The organism is Leisingera sp. ANG-Vp, from assembly GCF_000813725.1.
Classification (GTDB): domain Bacteria; phylum Pseudomonadota; class Alphaproteobacteria; order Rhodobacterales; family Rhodobacteraceae; genus Leisingera.
The window spans coordinates 23,394-39,596 of record NZ_JWLD01000008.1 but is presented as its reverse complement, the minus strand read 5'-3'; the positions used below and the strand labels follow the sequence as shown (position 1 = coordinate 39,596).

19 protein-coding genes are annotated in these 16,203 nt (G+C 62.3%); 4 read left to right on the top strand and 15 right to left on the bottom strand.

All coding sequences use genetic code 11. From position 1 onward, the window contains the following. Positions 1–9: 9 nt before the first annotated feature. The 8 genes from RA20_RS03870 to RA20_RS03835 form a co-directional block, all read right to left on the bottom strand. Entirely contained in the window at positions 10–465 is a 456-nt protein-coding gene (locus tag RA20_RS03870; RefSeq protein WP_039124821.1) for a (2Fe-2S)-binding protein, read from the bottom strand. 279 nt (positions 466–744) lie between these two features. Then, a complete protein-coding gene (locus RA20_RS03865; RefSeq protein WP_039124819.1) occupies positions 745–1,734 on the bottom strand; it encodes an amidohydrolase family protein in 990 nt (329 codons plus the stop codon). A gap of 312 nt (positions 1,735–2,046) precedes the next feature. Continuing rightward, positions 2,047–2,541 (bottom strand): MarR family winged helix-turn-helix transcriptional regulator, encoded by a 495-nt coding sequence (locus RA20_RS03860; protein WP_052248808.1) that lies wholly within the window; start codon positions 2,539–2,541, stop codon positions 2,047–2,049. 161 nt (positions 2,542–2,702) lie between these two features. After that, positions 2,703–3,623 (bottom strand): nucleoside hydrolase, encoded by a 921-nt coding sequence (locus RA20_RS03855; RefSeq protein ID WP_039124817.1) that lies wholly within the window; start codon positions 3,621–3,623, stop codon positions 2,703–2,705. Between the two features lie 32 nt (positions 3,624–3,655). Next, positions 3,656–4,336, bottom strand: a complete 681-nt coding sequence (gene pth, locus RA20_RS03850; protein WP_039124815.1) for an aminoacyl-tRNA hydrolase — start codon at positions 4,334–4,336, stop codon at positions 3,656–3,658. A gap of 76 nt (positions 4,337–4,412) precedes the next feature. Beyond that, a complete protein-coding gene (locus RA20_RS03845) occupies positions 4,413–5,654 on the bottom strand; it encodes an NAD(P)/FAD-dependent oxidoreductase (RefSeq protein WP_039124813.1) in 1,242 nt (413 codons plus the stop codon). 112 nt (positions 5,655–5,766) lie between these two features. Continuing rightward, complete coding sequence (locus RA20_RS03840; RefSeq protein WP_039124811.1) at positions 5,767–6,405, bottom strand: 50S ribosomal protein L25/general stress protein Ctc; 639 nt, start codon at positions 6,403–6,405, stop codon at positions 5,767–5,769. Positions 6,406–6,529: 124 nt separating this feature from the next. Continuing rightward, the gene (locus RA20_RS03835; RefSeq protein WP_039124810.1) at positions 6,530–7,696 is read right to left on the bottom strand and encodes an alpha-hydroxy acid oxidase; all 1,167 of its coding nucleotides are present in this window, start codon (positions 7,694–7,696) and stop codon (positions 6,530–6,532) included. A 192-nt stretch (positions 7,697–7,888) separates the two neighbouring features. Here RA20_RS03835 and RA20_RS03830 point away from each other — a divergent pair, with 192 nt between their 5' ends. Beyond that, a complete protein-coding gene (locus RA20_RS03830) occupies positions 7,889–8,278 on the top strand; it encodes a RidA family protein (protein ID WP_039124808.1) in 390 nt (129 codons plus the stop codon). A gap of 95 nt (positions 8,279–8,373) precedes the next feature. Here the strand turns inward: RA20_RS03830 and trpA are convergent, their stop codons facing one another. Together trpA and RA20_RS03820 are read right to left on the bottom strand one after the other, a co-directional pair. After that, positions 8,374–9,165 (bottom strand): tryptophan synthase subunit alpha, encoded by a 792-nt coding sequence (gene trpA, locus RA20_RS03825; RefSeq protein ID WP_039124806.1) that lies wholly within the window; start codon positions 9,163–9,165, stop codon positions 8,374–8,376. Between the two features lie 92 nt (positions 9,166–9,257). Further along, positions 9,258–9,755 carry an acyloxyacyl hydrolase gene (locus RA20_RS03820; RefSeq protein WP_052248807.1) on the bottom strand — a complete coding sequence of 166 codons (498 nt, stop codon included), beginning with the start codon at positions 9,753–9,755 and terminating at the stop codon, positions 9,258–9,260. Positions 9,756–9,960: 205 nt separating this feature from the next. Between RA20_RS03820 and ychF the strand changes: the two genes are divergently transcribed. The 3 genes from ychF (at position 9,961) to RA20_RS03805 (ending at position 12,056) form a co-directional block, all read left to right on the top strand. Then, the gene (ychF, locus tag RA20_RS03815) at positions 9,961–11,058 is read left to right on the top strand and encodes a redox-regulated ATPase YchF (RefSeq protein WP_039124802.1); all 1,098 of its coding nucleotides are present in this window, start codon (positions 9,961–9,963) and stop codon (positions 11,056–11,058) included. A 184-nt stretch (positions 11,059–11,242) separates the two neighbouring features. Then, the gene (locus tag RA20_RS03810; RefSeq protein WP_039124800.1) at positions 11,243–11,620 is read left to right on the top strand and encodes a DUF2237 family protein; all 378 of its coding nucleotides are present in this window, start codon (positions 11,243–11,245) and stop codon (positions 11,618–11,620) included. 115 nt (positions 11,621–11,735) lie between these two features. Then, a complete protein-coding gene (locus RA20_RS03805) occupies positions 11,736–12,056 on the top strand; it encodes an antibiotic biosynthesis monooxygenase family protein (RefSeq protein WP_039124798.1) in 321 nt (106 codons plus the stop codon). Between the two features lie 114 nt (positions 12,057–12,170). Here RA20_RS03805 and trpB read toward each other — a convergent pair whose 3' ends face one another. The 5 genes from trpB to RA20_RS03780 form a co-directional block, all read right to left on the bottom strand. After that, complete coding sequence (trpB, locus tag RA20_RS03800) at positions 12,171–13,433, bottom strand: tryptophan synthase subunit beta (protein WP_039124796.1); 1,263 nt, start codon at positions 13,431–13,433, stop codon at positions 12,171–12,173. A gap of 501 nt (positions 13,434–13,934) precedes the next feature. Beyond that, positions 13,935–14,588: a phosphoribosylanthranilate isomerase gene (locus RA20_RS03795; protein ID WP_039124795.1), complete on the bottom strand. Its 654-nt coding sequence runs from the start codon at positions 14,586–14,588 to the stop codon at positions 13,935–13,937. 21 nt (positions 14,589–14,609) lie between these two features. Beyond that, on the bottom strand, positions 14,610–14,960 hold the full coding sequence (locus RA20_RS03790) for a LapA family protein (protein WP_039124792.1): 351 nt from the start codon (positions 14,958–14,960) through the stop codon (positions 14,610–14,612). Continuing rightward, entirely contained in the window at positions 14,960–15,244 is a 285-nt protein-coding gene (ihfB, locus tag RA20_RS03785; RefSeq protein WP_019298084.1) for an integration host factor subunit beta, read from the bottom strand. Before ihfB ends, RA20_RS03790 begins: the two co-directional genes overlap by 1 nt. 220 nt (positions 15,245–15,464) lie before the next feature. After that, positions 15,465–16,091, bottom strand: coding sequence for a LysE family translocator (locus RA20_RS03780; RefSeq protein WP_039124787.1), 627 nt, complete (start codon positions 16,089–16,091; stop codon positions 15,465–15,467). Between the last annotated feature and the right edge of the window lie 112 nt (positions 16,092–16,203).

Sequence of the window (16,203 nt, the reverse complement as noted above, 5' to 3'; positions counted from 1 at the left end):
CTCCCGCGATTACAGCTGCGACTGGGCGCGCTTGATTGCCTTTAGAACGCGTGCCTGGGCGCCGCAGCGGCACAGCACCCCGTCCATGCCGTCGCGGATTTCCGCATCGCTGGCTGCAGGATTGGCGGACAAAAGCTCAACCGCCCGCATGATCATGCCGTTGCTGCAGTAGCCGCACTGGGCGGCCTGCTCGTCCAGAAAGGCCTGCTGGACCGCGTGCAGCGTGCCGCCCGCCGAGAGCCCCTCAAGCGACACAACTTCACTGCCCGCGGCAGCAGACAGCGGCGTTACACAGGACTGAACGGCCTGCCCGTCCACCAGCACGGTGCAGGCGCCGCATTGGCCGGAACCGCATCCGAACTTGGGTCCGTTAAGAGAGAACTCCTCGCGCAAAGCGAAAAGCAGGGGCACATCTTCGCCCGTGCCGGACGAGACCGCTTTCCCATTAAGCTGAAACTCTACCATTGCAGCACCCCTCCTTTGCTGGCGTCACGCTGACTCATTTCGACCTCCCTTAGTAACTCATGCGTTTTAAACGTTGTCAACGACTATTGATGTAAACGTATATATGCACGCAGGACGTGCAGATACATCCGGCGGCCGGTGATCAGAACCGGCCGGCCCGCAGCCGGCGGCGCATTGCGTCAGATCGCAAATGCTCCCGCCTGGCAGTGTCCCTTTCCTTTGAAACCAGCCGCGCCGCCGCGCATCCGGCTGCCGGGTACATGCCCGGACAGATCCGGCTTACCTAAGCATGCCGCCGAGCCCGAAAAGCGCTTCAGCATTCAACCGGCCGATTTTCCGCCGGTCCGCCTCGCTGATGGCCGCGGCATCAAACCAGCCGACTGCATGATCCACGTTCTCAAACGGCCAGTCCGTAGAGAACATGATCCTGTCCGGCCCGATTTCGAGCATGGCATTGATCAGCGCCTGGGTCCGGAAGTTGCCTGACGTTGTGATGTGGAAGTTGTTCTGGAAGTAATGGGCGATCTTGTGCTTGGCTTTGTGTTTGGCGGGCGCCTTGACCCAGGCATTGCAGTTGTCGATGCGCCACATGCTGTAGGGCAGACCTTCGCCCAGATGCCCCAGCACGATGTTGAGGCGCGGGTATTTGTCAAACAGCCCCGACCCCATCAGCCGCAGCGCATGCACCGCTGTCTCATGCCCGAAGGCCCAGGCCGGCCCGAGCAGCCACTCATGGCCTTCATAGATTTTTGCGTGTTCCGGCAACGGGTTGCGCGGGTGCAGATAGAACGGCATGTTCAGCTCGTGGGCCACTTCCCAGAACGGCCAGTATTCGCTCTGGTCGTAGTACCTCATAGCGCCTTCACCGCTGCCGTTGGAAAACCCGTTGACCAGCGCCCCGCAGAATCCCAGGTCTTTCTTGCAGCGCTCAAGCTCCAGTGCCGCCGCCTCCGGATCCTGCATCGGAAGGGCTGCGAAGCCTTGAAACCTGTCCGGCCGCTTGCCGATTTGCTCCGCCAGGAAATCATTGGCCCGGCGCGCCACATCAATCGCCCTGGAGACGTCAGGAATTGCCTGGACTGCCGGAGCGTTCAGCGACAGCAGCATCATCCCGATCCCGTGTTCATCCATCTGGCGGAGACGGATGTCATGGATGTCCAAAATCCTGGAGCGCAGCTCCGGCCAATGGTCGTCAGGCATGAAAACAGCCGAATCCATTACGGTATCTTCGGTGGCAAAGTGCTCTTCCAGAGCAATCTTGTCTCTCATTTGCGAACCTTCTCACTTCCTCGGTCCAGGAAAGCCTTGCAGACAAAACGCCGCTGACCAGCGCGTGACGGCCCCTCCTGGCGCAGCGATGACGCACTTGCTTCTGCAACCGCTCAGCCACCCTGCTGTCGGGGAGGAAGCTATTTGGCCAATTATACGTTGTCAACATATATCGTCATAAACGTATTTCAGATGAAACAGGCGCCCTTGGCCAAGCTGGGACGCAAACAGCTTTGAACGCCCCAAGGGATGAACCCCTAAGACGTTAATTATTATAGGATTTTTGGCACTTCCACACGCCGAAAGCCAGGTTCAGCGGGCGCTTTCACCACGTGCTTTTTTGATGAGAGTGATCAGGATTTCGATTTCAGTGTCCGCCAGGTGCCCCAGCTGCTCCCGGTGTTTCGAAATCACCGGCTCATCCAGCTGCTTGAGCAGTGCTGCCCCTTTGGCTGTCAGCGTAGCGCGGACAGCCCTGCGGTCTTCCGGATCTGTATGGCGGGATACCAGCTCCTCGCGGACAAGCCTGTCGACGAGCCGGGTGACATCCGCCTGCCTGTCTGCCATCTGAGCGCCAATCTGCGAGACCTTTACACCCTCAGGCTCACCACGGCGAATGGCGCGCAACACGTTGTATTGCTTGAAAGTCAGCCCATGTTCCGCAAGCAAATCGCTGAACGTTGATTGCAGGTACTCAGCAGTTCTCACGATATCGAGAAAGGCTTGCTGCTCAAGAATGTAATTTCCAGTTTCCTGGACCACCAATTCCGGCGTCATAAAACGACCAATCGATTGCGGCTTTGGCATTTCGTCCAAACTAGAGCCTTCAGTCAACATTAAGGTGCTAAAGGAGTAGCATTGATTGGACGCGCTGCACAATATCTGTTTTAGACAAATTTCTATGCAACACGTCAGCCCTGCCCGCATCCGCAACAGGCCTTCGAGGCAGCCAGAATGCTGTCAAAGTGCTAGGGCAGCAGCGCCAGCCGCTTGAGGAACAGCGACTTCACCGCACCCGCATCCACGGTCATGCAGACCTTGACAGGATCACGGCTGCTGTCCGGTGCGGCCAGCGTCGCGCCGGATGTTTCGCCCTCGCAGGACACCTGCAGCGGCACCTCCCGCATTCCGAACAGCTCTGGATTGGTGCAGGCGATCACCGCCGCCGGGTCATGCAGCGAGCAGCCGTTGAGGCCGGCGACCTCCAAGTAGAACTTGATATAGAAATGCGACATCTCCTGCAGCATGCCGCCCAGCTCAGGCGACTGCGCGGCGATGGCTTCGAAATCCTCGGGCAGGCAGAGGATGCGGTGGGTGACGTCCAGCCCGACAAACACCACCTTGGCACCGCCCTGGCAGACGATGTCCGCCGCATGCGGGTCGTGGTAGATATTCGCCTCGGCATGCGGGGTGATATTGCCGCCTTCCTCCAGCGAGCCGCCCATGATGACGATGGATTTCACGTTCCTGACGAAGTCCGGGTCGCGCTGCATCGCCAGCGCGATATTGGTCAGCGGCCCGATCGGGCAGACCACCAGCTCGCCCTTGTGCTCGCGCGCCATGCGGCAGAGGAAGTCTGCGGCGTCTTCTTCCAGCGGCTTGCCCTTGGGAACCGCAGCCGGGATGTCGCCGAACCCTTCTTCGCCATGCACATGGGCCGACGGTGTGAACGGAGGCAGCACCAGGGGCGCCGCAGCGCCTGCCGCCACCGGCACATCCAGCTCCGCCGCCTCCAGCAGCCGCAAGGCATTGCGGGTGGCGGTCGCGGTGGTCACATTGCCGAAGATCGTGGTCAGTCCCAGAAGATCAATATCCGGCGCCGCGGCGGCATAGAAGATCGCCATCGCATCGTCGATGCCCGGATCGGTATCGATTATCAGTTTCACCATCTGGCGGCCTCCTGGCTTGTTTGACTCTGCGCTTACTTGAATTTGTCGAGCAGTTTTTCCATCGCCGAGCGGGTGTCCGGCGCGGGATCTTCCTTGGCAGGTTTGGCAGCCTGGTCCTGCTTCGGCTTGGTGGTGGAGCTGCGCGGCGGCGCCACCCGCAGGGCAACCGCATTCATGAACTTGCCGCCATCGCCGCGGGCCAGCTCCGCCGCCCCGTCCGAGATGCCGCTCATCAGGTCGTCCAGCCAGCCCTCATCCGCCTTGGGGAAATCGCGCAGCACATAACCCGCCACCGCGTCCTTGTGGCCGGGATGGCCGATCCCCAGCCGCACCCGGGCGTACTCGGCGCCGATATGCGAATGGATCGAGCGCAAGCCATTATGGCCGGCATGGCCGCCGCCCTGTTTCACCCGTGCCTTGCCCGGCGCAAGGTCCAGTTCGTCATGCAGCACCACCACATCGGCAGGCGTCAGCTTGTAGAACCGCATCGCCTCGCCCACCGATTGGCCGGAGAGGTTCATGAAGGTCTGCGGCTTCAAGAGCAGCACCTTTTCGCTGCCCAGCTTGCCCTCGCTCAGCAGCGCCTGGAACTTGGACTTCCACGGGGAAAACCCATGGTCGGCCGCGATCTGGTCCAGCGCCATGAAGCCGATGTTATGGCGGTTGCGCTCATATTTCGGGCCGGGGTTGCCAAGGCCGACAAAGAGTTTCATGCGATCTGCCCGCTTGCGTTTCTACAGACCCCGAGTGATGCCTCATTTAGCCGCCGGAATCCAGAGGCCGGCAGGATCAGGCATAGCTCCGGTCTGCAGCAAAAGGCGCCAGGTCGATATTGGGCTGCCGCCCTTCGGCCAGATCGGTGATCAGCCGTCCGGTGATGCCGCCCAGGGTCAGGCCGATGTGCTGATGGCCAAAGGCATAAAGCACCCGGTCAGACTGCGGGCTTGGCCCGATCACCGGCAGCGAGTCCGGCAGGGTCGGGCGGAACCCCAGCCAATCGCTGGCAGGTTCCGGCAGCGGCCCCAGCATCTCTGCCCCCTTGCGGGCGATATGATCCAGGCGGCTGCGGTTCACCGGCGCGTCCAGCGCCGCGATCTCCACCGTTCCGGTCAGCCTCAGGCCTTTTGCGTGCGGCACCGCATAGAACCCCGCCTCGCCCCAGCCGACAGGCCGCGTCACCCGCTGCGCCTCGCCGTCAAACATCAGGTGATAGCCGCGTTCGGTGCCAAGCGGCAGCCTCTCAGTCCCAGCCCCTTCGATCCGCTTTGAGAACGCGCCGCTGGCGATCACCGCGCGGCCTGCCGTCAGGCTCTGCCCTCCGGCCTGCAATTCCACGCCCGTTTCCGAGGCCCGTACCGCCTCTACCGGCGCAGCCAAGGTGGTGCCGCCCAGGTCCGCAAAAGCCTTGTGCATCCGGGTGATGAACTCCAGCGGGTCCCGCAGGCTGCGGGCGGCATGGAAATGCACTGCACGCTCAACCGGCAGCCGCAGGCCGGGTTCCATTTCATACGCCTCATCCGGGTCCACTTCGCGCCATGGCACGCCCAAGGCACGGCGGCGCTCCAAGCCGGCAGTAGCCGCGCCGGCCGCCCCGCGTGTCGACCAGACCGACAGCTGGCCGCGCTCGACCACCAGGTCCTGGGCGCCCGCGGCCTCGATCAGCGGGTTGATCCCAGCGTCCGCATGGGCCAGCAGATCCGCCAGATGGGTGGCAATCCGTTGCGACGGTACGCTGCGGCAATTGGCCAGGAACGACAGCATCCAGCGCGGGTTCTTCAGCGCATGGGCATACGACAGCGACAGCGGGCTGTCCTTGGAGAACATCAGACTGGGCAGCGACCGCAGAACCGAGGGGTCATTCACCGGCAGGCAGGCGTAGGTCGCCAAAGTGCAGGCGTTGCCATAGCTGGTGCCCGAGCCCGGCGGCTCGGGGTCCAGCAGCAGCACCCGGTGCCCGCGCATCTGCGCCCAAAGCGCACAGCTCATCCCGACCGCGCCTGCGCCCGCAATGGCAATGTCGTAATCCGCCATGGCTGCCTCCCCTGCCCTTGCGGGAAATGGGGCAGCCAAGCGGCGGAAAGTCAAACGAAAAACGGGGCCCCGAAGGACCCCGTTTCCATCCAAGCCCGAAAGGGCGGAGGATTTATGCTTCAGCGGCTTCCGCTGCTTCGCCTTCTTCGCCTTCGCCCTCTTCGTCATCGGAGGAGCCAAGGCCGGCCGGCGCTGCGATGTTCGCAATCACGAAGTCGCGGTCGATGGTCGGCTTGGAGCCTTTCGGCAGATCCACGGACGAGATGGTGACAACATCGCCGATGTTCAGGCCGGTGATGTCCACGGTGATTTTTTCCGGGATGTCGCCTGCGGTCACGTTCAGTTCCACCTCGGGGCGGACAACGGTCAGCATGCCGCCTTTTTTGATGCCGGGAGCTGCTTCTTCGCCCACGAATTCAACCGGGATGAACAGGTTGATTTTCGAGGTGCGGCGCAGGCGCATCAGGTCCAGGTGGGTCGGCAGGTCTTTGACAACGTCGCGCTGAACGTCGCGGCAGATCACGCGCACGTCGTCCTGGCCTTCCACTTTCAGGTTCCACAGGGTGGACTTGAACTGGCCGGCTTTCAGCTTTTTCAGCAGCTCGTTGAACGGGATCTGGATTGCCAGCGGCTCAACGTCGCCACCGTAAACCACACCCGGAACCATGCCTGCGCGGCGCGCAGCGCGAGCGGCGCCCTTGCCCGTCCCCGCACGTTCCTGGGCTACGAGATCAGGAATCTCTTTTGCCATCTTAATTCTCCAATATGACTATCGGGGTGCCTCCAAGGCTGTCACCCCGCGTGAAGCCGTGCCTATAGACCGGTTGACGGGTTTTGGGAAGGGGCAAACACCCCTGCCTGGCCCGGTGGCAGCACTATTCCTGCCAGCGGCCTCCGAAATCCTCGGGGATCAGCAAATTATGGCGCCCCAAGGCCTCTACCGAGCGTTCGCCGCACAGTGCCATGGTGGTGTCCAGCTCCTTGCGAATCACCTCCAGCGCCTCGGTGACGCCCTTTTGGCCGCGCGCGCCCAGCCCGTAGACAAAGGCCCGGCCGATCATCGTGCCCTTGGCGCCCAGCGCCAGTGCCTTCAGCACGTCCTGGCCGGAACGGATGCCGCTGTCCAGATGCACTTCGACATCATTGCCCACTGCGTCCATGATCTCCGGCAGCATCCGGATCGAGCTTAAGGCCCCGTCCAGCTGCCGTCCGCCGTGGTTCGACACCACAATGGCGTCCGCGCCCAGTTTGGCCGCCATCTTCGCATCGTCGGCGTCCAGGATCCCTTTCAGGATCACCTTGCCGCCCCACATCTCCATCAGCTTTTCGATCTTGCCCCAGTCAAGCGACGGGTCGAACTGCTCTGCCGTCCAGGCGCCCAGCTGCGAGGTATCCGAGACCCCATGCACGTGCCCAACGATATTGCCGAAGTTGCGCCGCTTGGCACCCAGCATTTCGATGCCCCAAGCCCATTTGGTCATCAGGTTGGCAATGGTGGCCGGTGTCAGCTTCGGCGGCGCCGACAGCCCGTTTTTCAGATCCTTGTGGCGCTGCCCCAGGATCTGCAGGTCCAGCGTAATCACCAGCGCCGAGCATTTGGCATCCTTCGCCCGCTGGATCAGGCGGCGGATATAGTCCTCGTCCCGCATGGTATAGAGCTGGAACCAGAACGGCTTGTCCGTGGCCTCCGCCACCTCCTCGATCGAGTTGATCGACATGGTCGACAGAGTGAAGGGCACACCGAATTCCTCGGCTGCCTTCGCCGCTTTGATCTCGCCATCGGCGTGCTGCATCCCTGTCAGCCCCACCGGCGCCAGGGCCACCGGCATCGCCACGTCCTGGCCGATCATCTGGCTCGCAGTTGTCCGCCCCGCCATATCCACCGCCACCCGCTGCCGCAGGCGGATCTGCTCAAAGTCCGAGGTGTTCTCGCGGAAGGTCTGCTCGGTCCAGCTGCCGCTTTCGGCATAGTCAAAGAACATCCGCGGAACACGGCGTTCATAGATGCGCTTCAGGTCGTTGATATTGGTGATAACCGGCACCGGACTCTCTCCCGCTTCAATCTGGTAAAGTTTCCTTACCAATTTTAAACACACCATGCAATGCCGCCGTTGCCGCACCCTCAGCCCGGCTTTCCCGCCCTCCACCGCATGCCAAACTGCAGCTTCATCAAATCAAGCTTCAGGCATAGGGTTAGGGAGAAACACACGGCCAAAGCGTGCGGGAGAACCAGGATGGATCGGCAAGCAATCATTCCCAGCGGCATGCAGGGGATTTATCAGGAGTGGAAAATGGCGCCTGGCCATCTGTCAGGTGGCCACATCTTCCTCACGGGGTTTACAGGCGTGAACCCCGATGGCTCCATTTCAGATGATCCGGAAGCCCAGATGCGCAGTGCATTTGATCAGATTGGCAGCGTGCTGAGCGAGGCCGGCCTGGACTTCGGCGCTCTGGTTGAGATGACAAGCTATCATATTGGCCTGCGCGATCACCTCGAGCTGTTTAAGTCGGTGCGCGCGGAATATGTCAAGGAACCCTATCCGGCCTGGACTGCGATTGAGGTCGCAGGCTTTGCAAGCGAAGGCGTGACCATCGAGATCCGCGCAATTGCCCGCGCTGGCTGACACCCTCTCTCCGGCAACAAAACACCAGCCAGCAAAAAGGCTGCATCCGCGGATGCAGCCCCAGGACAAATTTTGGCAATGGGTACCGGCGGCACTCAGCCCTTGTGGGCGCCGTCCGCCAGCGATTTCACAAAGGCGAGCACCTCTGCCGGGGATTTGCCCGCGCCGATCTGGCTGACGATGGCGCTGCCAACCACCGCGCCGTCAGAGATCGAGGCGATGTTCTGCGCCTTCTCCGGCGTGTTGATGCCAAAGCCGACGATGACCGGAAGATCGGTGGCTGCCTTGATGCGGGCGACCTCGGGGCCGACATCGCCTGCCTGCGCCTCAGCCGCGCCGGTGATGCCGGTGATCGACACGTAATAGACAAAGCCCGAGGTGTTCTGCAGCACCTTCGGCAGGCGCGCGTCGTCGGTGGTGGGGGTCGCCAGGCGAATGAAGTTCAGCCCCGCCTTCTGCGCCGGGATGCACAGCTCGTCATCTTCTTCCGGCGGCAGGTCAACCACGATCAGCCCGTCGATACCGGCGGCCTTGGCGTCTTCCAGGAAGGTGTCCACGCCGCGGTTGTAGATCGGGTTGTAGTAGCCCATCAGCACGATCGGGGTGGTGTCGTCCTCTTTGCGGAAGTCCGCCGCCAGCTGCAGGGTCTTCTCCAGCGTCATGCCGCCGTCCAGCGCCCGCTGGCCGGCCAGCTGAATGGTCGGGCCATCCGCCATGGGATCGGTAAAGGGCAGGCCCAGCTCGATGATGTCAACGCCCGCGCCCGGCAGCCCTTTGACCACCTCCAGAGAGGTCTCGTAATCCGGATCGCCCGCCATCACATAGGTGACAAAGGCTTTCTTTCCGGCAGCGTTCAGTTCAGCGAATTTGGCATCGATACGGGTCATGGGCGGGCCTTTTGAAATATGTCCGCCCCGGTGTGCCGAATGTTGCCGGGGAAATCAATCCCGGGCCGCGCCTTGGCCCGGGAATGCGCCGGTCAGCCGCCCAGCGGAATATGCCAGCGCAGGGTCACCGAGTTCACACCCGGGTTCTCATCCGCGGTGGAAGCGTTTGACTTGTGGCTGAAGGCCAGCGAAACCGCCCGGCCGTTGGCAAAGCGCTTACCCAGCGCGATCAGGGTGCGGATCTCAAAGGCCGAGCCAAGATCGTTCCCGGCCGAGCTTTCGTGGTAGGCTCCCGGCATCACGCTGTTCTCGATGAACCAGTCGTTGTTCAGGTCGATCATCGCACTGATGCCGACGCCGGCAAACACGTCCCCGGTTTCCTGAGCTTCCAGTGTCGCGCCGAACCGCGCCGACAGGCGGCCCTTCTCGTGGAACGGCGAATGCAGGTAATCGATGGCAAACTGCGCCCCGTCCTCTGCGCTTTCCCGGTGATAGTCGGAATAGCCCACACCCAGGGTCACCTCCTGGGCAACGGCAGGCATGGCCATGGCAGCTGAGGCCGCAGCCGCCAGCAAAACTGTGTGTTTCATTCTAGCCCCTCGCAAAATTATATATTTCGCACCAAGATATTTTTTTGCGCTGGTTTTCCAAGACACCTCACGAAGATTCAATATGAGGGCTTACTGTGCGGCGGTGCACAAAGGGTAAATGTGGCCCTTTTGCCAGACATAGGCGGCTTGCGCGCACGCCCAATGCTGCCTAGAAGCAGCTCCCAAGTGGCATCAGGAGGCCGAAATGGGCTTTAAAATGGGAATCGTCGGCCTGCCGAATGTTGGCAAATCGACACTGTTCAACGCGCTGACCAAAACCGCCTCGGCGCAGGCGGCCAACTTTCCGTTCTGCACCATCGAGCCCAACGTGGGTGAAGTGGGCGTGCCGGACGCCCGGCTGGACAAGCTGGCGGCGATTGCGCAGTCCAAGCAGATCATCCCGACCCGGATGACTTTTGTCGACATTGCGGGCCTGGTGAAAGGCGCCTCCAAAGGTGAAGGCCTGGGCAACCAGTTCCTCGCCAATATCCGCGAAACCGATGCAATTGCCCATGTTCTGCGCTGCTTTGAAGACGGCGACGTGACCCATGTGGACGGCCATGTGAACCCGGTCGCCGATGCCGAGGTGATCGAGACCGAGCTGATGCTCGCGGACCTCGAAAGCATCGAAAAGCGCCGCGCCAACCTGGTGCGCAAGCTCAAGGGCAACGACAAGGAAGCCCAGCAGCAGGACCGCCTGCTGGCCGAAGCCCAGGCAATGCTGGAAGACGGCAAGCCCGCCCGTCTGGTCGAGGTCGACGCCGAAGACGCCAAAGCCTGGAAGATGCTGCAGCTCTTGACCACCAAGCCGGTGCTTTATGTCTGCAACGTCGGCGAGTCGGAATCGGTTGAAGGCAACGAGCACTCCGCCAAGGTGGCTGAAATGGCTGCGGCGCAGGGCAACTCCCACGTGATCATCTCAGCCCAGATCGAGGAAGAGATCAGCCAGCTGGACGCCGATGAGGCGCAGATGTTCCTCGAGGAGATGGGCCTGGCCGAAGCCGGTTTGGACCGCTTGATCCGCGCCGGTTACGAACTGCTGCACTTGGAAACCTACTTTACCGTCGGCCCCAAGGAAGCACGCGCCTGGACCATCCGCACCGGCACCGCAGCCCCGCAGGCAGCAGGCGTCATTCACGGCGATTTTGAGAAGGGGTTCATCCGCGCCGAGACCATCGCCTATGACGACTTCATCGCCTGCAACGGCGAGCAGGGCGCCAAGGAAGCCGGCAAGATGCGCGCCGAGGGCAAGAGCTACATCGTCAAGGACGGCGATGTGCTGCACTTCCTGTTCAACACCTGATCTCCGGGCACCCCGGAATTCCTGCCGCCCGCCATCCCCTTGGCGGGCGGTTGTTTTTTGACCTATTGCGGGATTGACCCGGGCAGCGGGATCGCGAACATGGGCAGCACCGGCTCCGGATTTCCCGGGACCGCCGGCGCAATCGCACTACCATTACCCCGGAACGCATTCAGGACAGCCCCCAATGGAAAAAGACGACAGCATCAATGTTCTGGGCGGCCCGCTTACGCCCTGCTCCACTGCGCCGCTGACCGGCTTTTTCCGCGACGGCCATTGCAATACCTGCGCCGAGGATCACGGCAGCCATACCGTCTGCGTGGTGATGACCGCCGAGTTTCTGGCGTTTTCCAAATATGTCGGCAACGACCTGTCAACGCCGCGTCCGGAGTTCAACTTTACCGGCCTGCAGCCCGGCGACCGCTGGTGCCTGTGCGCGGCGCGTTTCCTGCAGGCCGCCGACGAAGGCTGCGCGCCCAAGGTGCATCTGGAAGCCACCCACAGCCGTGCGCTAGAGGTCGTGCCGCTGAGCATTCTGCAAAGCTATGCCGCCGACCCGGCCTGAGCGGGCGCATTGACCTGCAGGCGGCAGTCCCGTAATTGCAGCGTTAAGCCAGCCCGCCGGACCCTCGCCGCTGCCAGCCTCCCTGTATTCCGCTACAAGATGAGGAGGCTCGCTGATGAGCTTTATTGCCATGAACCGCTTCAAGATCCGCCCGGGCCGCGAAGCTGATTTCGAGAACATCTGGAAAGAGCGTGAAAACCGCCTGAAAGAGCTGAAGGGCTTCCGCGAATTCCGCCTGCTGAAAGGCCCGGCCACCGAAGAGCACTGCCTGTACTCCAGCCATGTGATCTGGGACAGCCGCACGGACTTTGAAGCCTGGACCAAATCGCAGCAGTTCCGCGACGCGCATAAAAACGCGGGCAAACGCGACGGTGAAAGCCCGATCCTGGGCCATCCGCAGTTCGAAGGCTTCGAGACCGTCCTGTTTGAGGCTTGAACCATAGGCCGCCGGGAAAGATGCCGGCCGCAGCCCCGGCCGACATTTCCTGAAACACAAAAAAAGCGGCAGCGCCCATGCAGGCCTGCCGCTTTTCCAAATCATTTCCGGAGCTTACTGCTCCTCGAAGGTGCGGCCTTCTTCGGTGTCGGACATGTCGAAACCGAGGTGCTTGGCGACGGTGAACACGTCCTTGTCGCCGCGGCCGCACATGTTCATCACGATGATGTGGTCCTTAGGCAGATTGGGCGCGATCTTGGTGACATGGGCCAGCGCATGGCTGGGCTCCAGCGCCGGGATGATGCCCTCGGTGCGGCAGCTGAGCTGGAAGGCTTCCAAAGCTTCCTTGTCGGTAATCGAGACATACTCGGCGCGGCCGGTTTCATGCAGCCAGGAGTGTTCCGGGCCGATGCCCGGATAGTCCAGGCCTGCAGAGATCGAATAGCCGTCCATGATCTGGCCGTCAGGATCCTGCAGCAGGTAGGTGCGGTTGCCATGCAGCACGCCAGGGCGGCCGCCGGTCAGAGAGGCGCAGTGCTGGATCCGGTCGTCCACCCCCTTGCCGCCGGCCTCAACGCCGATGATTTTGACCGAGGGATCATCCAGGAACGGGTGGAACAGGCCGATGGCATTGGAGCCGCCGCCGATGGCTGCAATCACCGTGTCCGGCAGGCGGCCTTCGCCTTCCTGCTCGGCCAGCTGCCAGCGGACTTCCTTGCCGATGATCGACTGGAAATCGCGCACCATCGCCGGATAGGGGTGCGGGCCGGCCGCGGTGCCAATGCAATAGAAGGTGTCGTTCACATTGGTCACCCAGTCGCGCAGCGCGTCATTCATCGCGTCCTTCAGAGTGCCGCGGCCCGACTGGACCGGCACCACTTCGGCACCCAGCAGGCGCATGCGGAAGACGTTCGGAGCCTGGCGCTGAACGTCATGGGCGCCCATGTAGACGATGCACTTGAGGCCGAACTTGGCGCAGACGGTGGCAGTGGCCACGCCATGCTGGCCGGCACCGGTTTCGGCGATGATGCGGGTCTTGCCCATGCGCCGCGCCAGCAGGATCTGGCCCAGCACGTTGTTCACCTTATGCGCGCCGGTGTGGTTCAGCTCATCGCGCTTCATGTAGATCTTGGCGCCGCCCAGTTCAGCCGTCAGGCGCTCGGCATGATAGAGCGGGCTGGGGCGGCCGACATAGTGCTTCCACAGATCGTCCATCTCGGCCCAGAAGGAGGGGTCGTCCTTGGCTTTGTTGTATTCTTCCTCAAGGCTCAGGATCAGCGGCATCAGGGTTTCGGAGACGAAACGCCCGCCAAAGATACCAAAGCGGCCCTGTTCATCCGGACCGTTCATGAAGCTGTTGAAAAGATCGTCGGCCATGGTTGTTCCCTCACTTTCGCAGCGCCCGCAATGACTATAGCGCGGCGGTGGCTTGGTAAAGGGGGCATGGCACAAGCGGCTGCGGCCGGCCGGGGGCTCTGCCCTGCCGGTTTGCTTTTGCTGGCTGCTTGCTGCCGGTCCTGATCGTCAGGAGGCTTAAGATGGCGGCGCCGCCAAAAAGGCGGAGATGGGCAGGCATATCCGCCCGCGTGCTAAACGTTGTCTCTGCACGTCCCCTGCCAAGGGGCCCGGTTCCAAAGATGCCGGGGGTGTCAGGCCCGGCGGCAATCGCGATCGGGGACAGTATCCTTGATCCGGATTAACTTGGCGTCAGGACAGCGTACGCAGGTTGCGCAACACCTTGAACGGCATGGCTGCGGCGGCTGTCATGCAATGAGTCTTTGGACAAAGAAAAAGAGACGGGATTCGTGCTTCTTCTTTGTCTAAATACTCAAATCCTGCCGGTGCCGCATAGAAGAAGCAAACGGCAGCGGCGGAACCTCAGCCGCGGGCGGCCAAGGCTGCCTTGGTGAAACTTTCGATTAGGGAGGCATCCTTTTCGCCCGGAGCGCTCTCGACGCCTGAGGAGACGTCAACCTGGCGGGCGCCGGTCATGCGGATCGCCTCGGCCACATTGTCCGGGGTCAGTCCGCCGGCCAGCATCCAGGGTTTCTGCCAGTATTTGCGGCCTGCCAGCAGACGCCAGTCGAAGGCCAGCCCGTTGCCGCCGGGCAGTTCCGCTTCCTTGGGCGGTTTGGCATCGATCAGCAGCTGGTCCGCCACCTGCTCATACAGCGCGATCTGCGGGATATCAGAAGCATCGGCGATGCCCACAGCCTTCATTACCGGCAGCCCGTAACGGGCGCGCACCTCGGCCACGCGTTCCGGCGTTTCCTTGCCATGAAGCTGCAGCATGTCGAGCGGCACGGCGTCGTTAATGGCATCCAGTTCCGCATCCGTTGCATTCACCGTCAGCGCCACTTTGCACAGGCCGAAGGGCGCCTCCGCCGCCAGCGCCGCCGCCTGCTCCAGGCTGACATTGCGCGGGGACTTGGGGAAAAACACAAAACCAGCATAGGCCGCCCCGGCCTCAGCTGCGGCAGCGATATGCTGCGGGGTTTTCAGCCCGCAGATCTTGACCCGGATGTCAGTCATGGCACGTTACCGTCCGCGGCGTCAGCTGGCGTCTTCCAGAAGCGCCAGGACCTCGTCCTTGCCTTCGTTCTTCTGCTTCTTGAGCCGGGTCACTTCGCGGTTCAGCTTGCGGACTTCGCGCGCCTTGGCGCCCGCCTCGCTGCGGTGCTTGTGCTCGCGCAGCCACTCCCACAGGAACCCGATCACCAGACCGGCGCCAACGCCGCCCAGCACCACCGCAAACAGCGGCAGCGAGATACCGTAGTTGAAGCCGGCAAGTTCTGCAAAGGCGTCAGGCATCAATTTCAGCTCAACAGCGGCGCTGTTGGCCAAAGACACCGACACCAGCACAGCAGCCAGCACAAAAAGAACCGCGTAGCGAATGTAACGCATCAGGCTTTCCCGTTCAGGCGGTCCCTCAAGAGTTTACCCGTCTTGAAGAACGGCACATGTTTTTCCTCGACTTCGACCGTCTCGCCGGTGCGCGGGTTGCGGCCGGTGCGCGCGTCCCGTTTCTTGACCGAGAAAGCCCCGAAACCGCGCAGCTCGACCCGGTCGCCGCGGGCCATAGCATCGGTCACTTCCTCAAACACCGTGTTCACGATCCTCTCTACGTCCCGCTGATACAGGTGCGGGTTTTCGTCTGCAATCTTCTGAATCAACTCAGAGCGGATCATGATCTTTTTCCTCCCAGGGAACCGGCATGTTTTAGCTATTATTCTGAGAGTATAGGAAAATTTCCCGCCTTGGGGAAAGAAATCTGGCATCCGGGCAAGGGAAATTGAAGCCCCCTGCCCCGGTTTCCCGCCTGCCGCGGCGAATTTCCGCACCCGCAGCAGGTGCCGCGGCGCAGCAAGCGGGCGCGGGCCCCTGCGGCCCGGCCAATTGATTCGCCCGTCAGGACCGCCCGGCCAGCGCCATCAGCGAGCCGAAACCGACAAACGCCCCGCCGGTGAGACGGCGCAGCCACTTGACCCGCGGCGGCGATTGCAGAAAGCCGCGCAGCCAGCTGCCGCAGAAGGCGATCAGCACATGGTTCAACGCGCAAAGGGCGCCATAGCTGGCGGCCAGGATCAGCACCTGCTGCAGCGCGGGCCGCCCCGGGTCCAGAAACGGCGGAAACAGGGCCGCGATAGCGACCATCGCCTTGGGATTGGTGAGCGAGATGGCCAGCGCCTGCGCCGACAGCCGCCGCAGCGGCGCGGCCTGCGTGCTTTGGCCTGCGCTGACCGAAAACGCATTGCGGTCGCGCCAGATCTTGACGCCCAGCCAGACCAGATAGGCAGCTCCCGCGAGCTTGAGGATCAGGAAAGCCAGCATCGAGGCCTGCATCAGCGCGCCCAGTCCCAGCCCGACCAGGAGCCCAAGCGCTGCGATCCCCGCGCCGTTGATCAGCCCCACCAGGATGGTGACCCGGACGCCGTAGCGCAGCGCATTGGTGATCGCAAACAGCACCCCCGGCCCCGGGCTGATCACCGGAACAATGCTGACCGCGAGGAAGAGGAGCCAGGTTTCAAAGGCCATGCAGCCGGTCCTTTCGGAAAACGTCTGCGGCTTCCCCGGAAGGCGCAGCGCGGCAATCGTGAAAGCCGGGCACGGGCAGCGTTACAGCCCTGCGCCCGGGTCTGAAAAATGC

Excerpts from the sequence above, each read along its gene's own strand:
- RA20_RS03870 (WP_039124821.1), bottom strand. The coding sequence starts at position 465 with ATGGTAGAGTTTCAGCTTAATGGGAAAGCGGTCTCGTCCGGCACGGGC.
- RA20_RS03865 (WP_039124819.1), bottom strand. The coding sequence starts at position 1,734 with ATGAGAGACAAGATTGCTCTGGAAGAGCACTTTGCCACCGAAGATACC.
- RA20_RS03860 (WP_052248808.1), bottom strand. The coding sequence starts at position 2,541 with ATGCCAAAGCCGCAATCGATTGGTCGTTTTATGACGCCGGAATTGGTG.
- RA20_RS03855 (WP_039124817.1), bottom strand. The coding sequence starts at position 3,623 with ATGGTGAAACTGATAATCGATACCGATCCGGGCATCGACGATGCGATG.
- pth (WP_039124815.1), bottom strand. The coding sequence starts at position 4,336 with ATGAAACTCTTTGTCGGCCTTGGCAACCCCGGCCCGAAATATGAGCGC.
- RA20_RS03845 (WP_039124813.1), bottom strand. The coding sequence starts at position 5,654 with ATGGCGGATTACGACATTGCCATTGCGGGCGCAGGCGCGGTCGGGATG.
- RA20_RS03840 (WP_039124811.1), bottom strand. The coding sequence starts at position 6,405 with ATGGCAAAAGAGATTCCTGATCTCGTAGCCCAGGAACGTGCGGGGACG.
- RA20_RS03830 (WP_039124808.1), top strand. The coding sequence starts at position 7,889 with ATGGATCGGCAAGCAATCATTCCCAGCGGCATGCAGGGGATTTATCAG.
- trpA (WP_039124806.1), bottom strand. The coding sequence starts at position 9,165 with ATGACCCGTATCGATGCCAAATTCGCTGAACTGAACGCTGCCGGAAAG.
- RA20_RS03820 (WP_052248807.1), bottom strand. The coding sequence starts at position 9,755 with ATGAAACACACAGTTTTGCTGGCGGCTGCGGCCTCAGCTGCCATGGCC.
- ychF (WP_039124802.1), top strand. The coding sequence starts at position 9,961 with ATGGGCTTTAAAATGGGAATCGTCGGCCTGCCGAATGTTGGCAAATCG.
- RA20_RS03810 (WP_039124800.1), top strand. The coding sequence starts at position 11,243 with ATGGAAAAAGACGACAGCATCAATGTTCTGGGCGGCCCGCTTACGCCC.
- RA20_RS03805 (WP_039124798.1), top strand. The coding sequence starts at position 11,736 with ATGAGCTTTATTGCCATGAACCGCTTCAAGATCCGCCCGGGCCGCGAA.
- trpB (WP_039124796.1), bottom strand. The coding sequence starts at position 13,433 with ATGGCCGACGATCTTTTCAACAGCTTCATGAACGGTCCGGATGAACAG.
- RA20_RS03795 (WP_039124795.1), bottom strand. The coding sequence starts at position 14,588 with ATGACTGACATCCGGGTCAAGATCTGCGGGCTGAAAACCCCGCAGCAT.
- RA20_RS03790 (WP_039124792.1), bottom strand. The coding sequence starts at position 14,960 with ATGCGTTACATTCGCTACGCGGTTCTTTTTGTGCTGGCTGCTGTGCTG.
- ihfB (WP_019298084.1), bottom strand. The coding sequence starts at position 15,244 with ATGATCCGCTCTGAGTTGATTCAGAAGATTGCAGACGAAAACCCGCAC.
- RA20_RS03780 (WP_039124787.1), bottom strand. The coding sequence starts at position 16,091 with ATGGCCTTTGAAACCTGGCTCCTCTTCCTCGCGGTCAGCATTGTTCCG.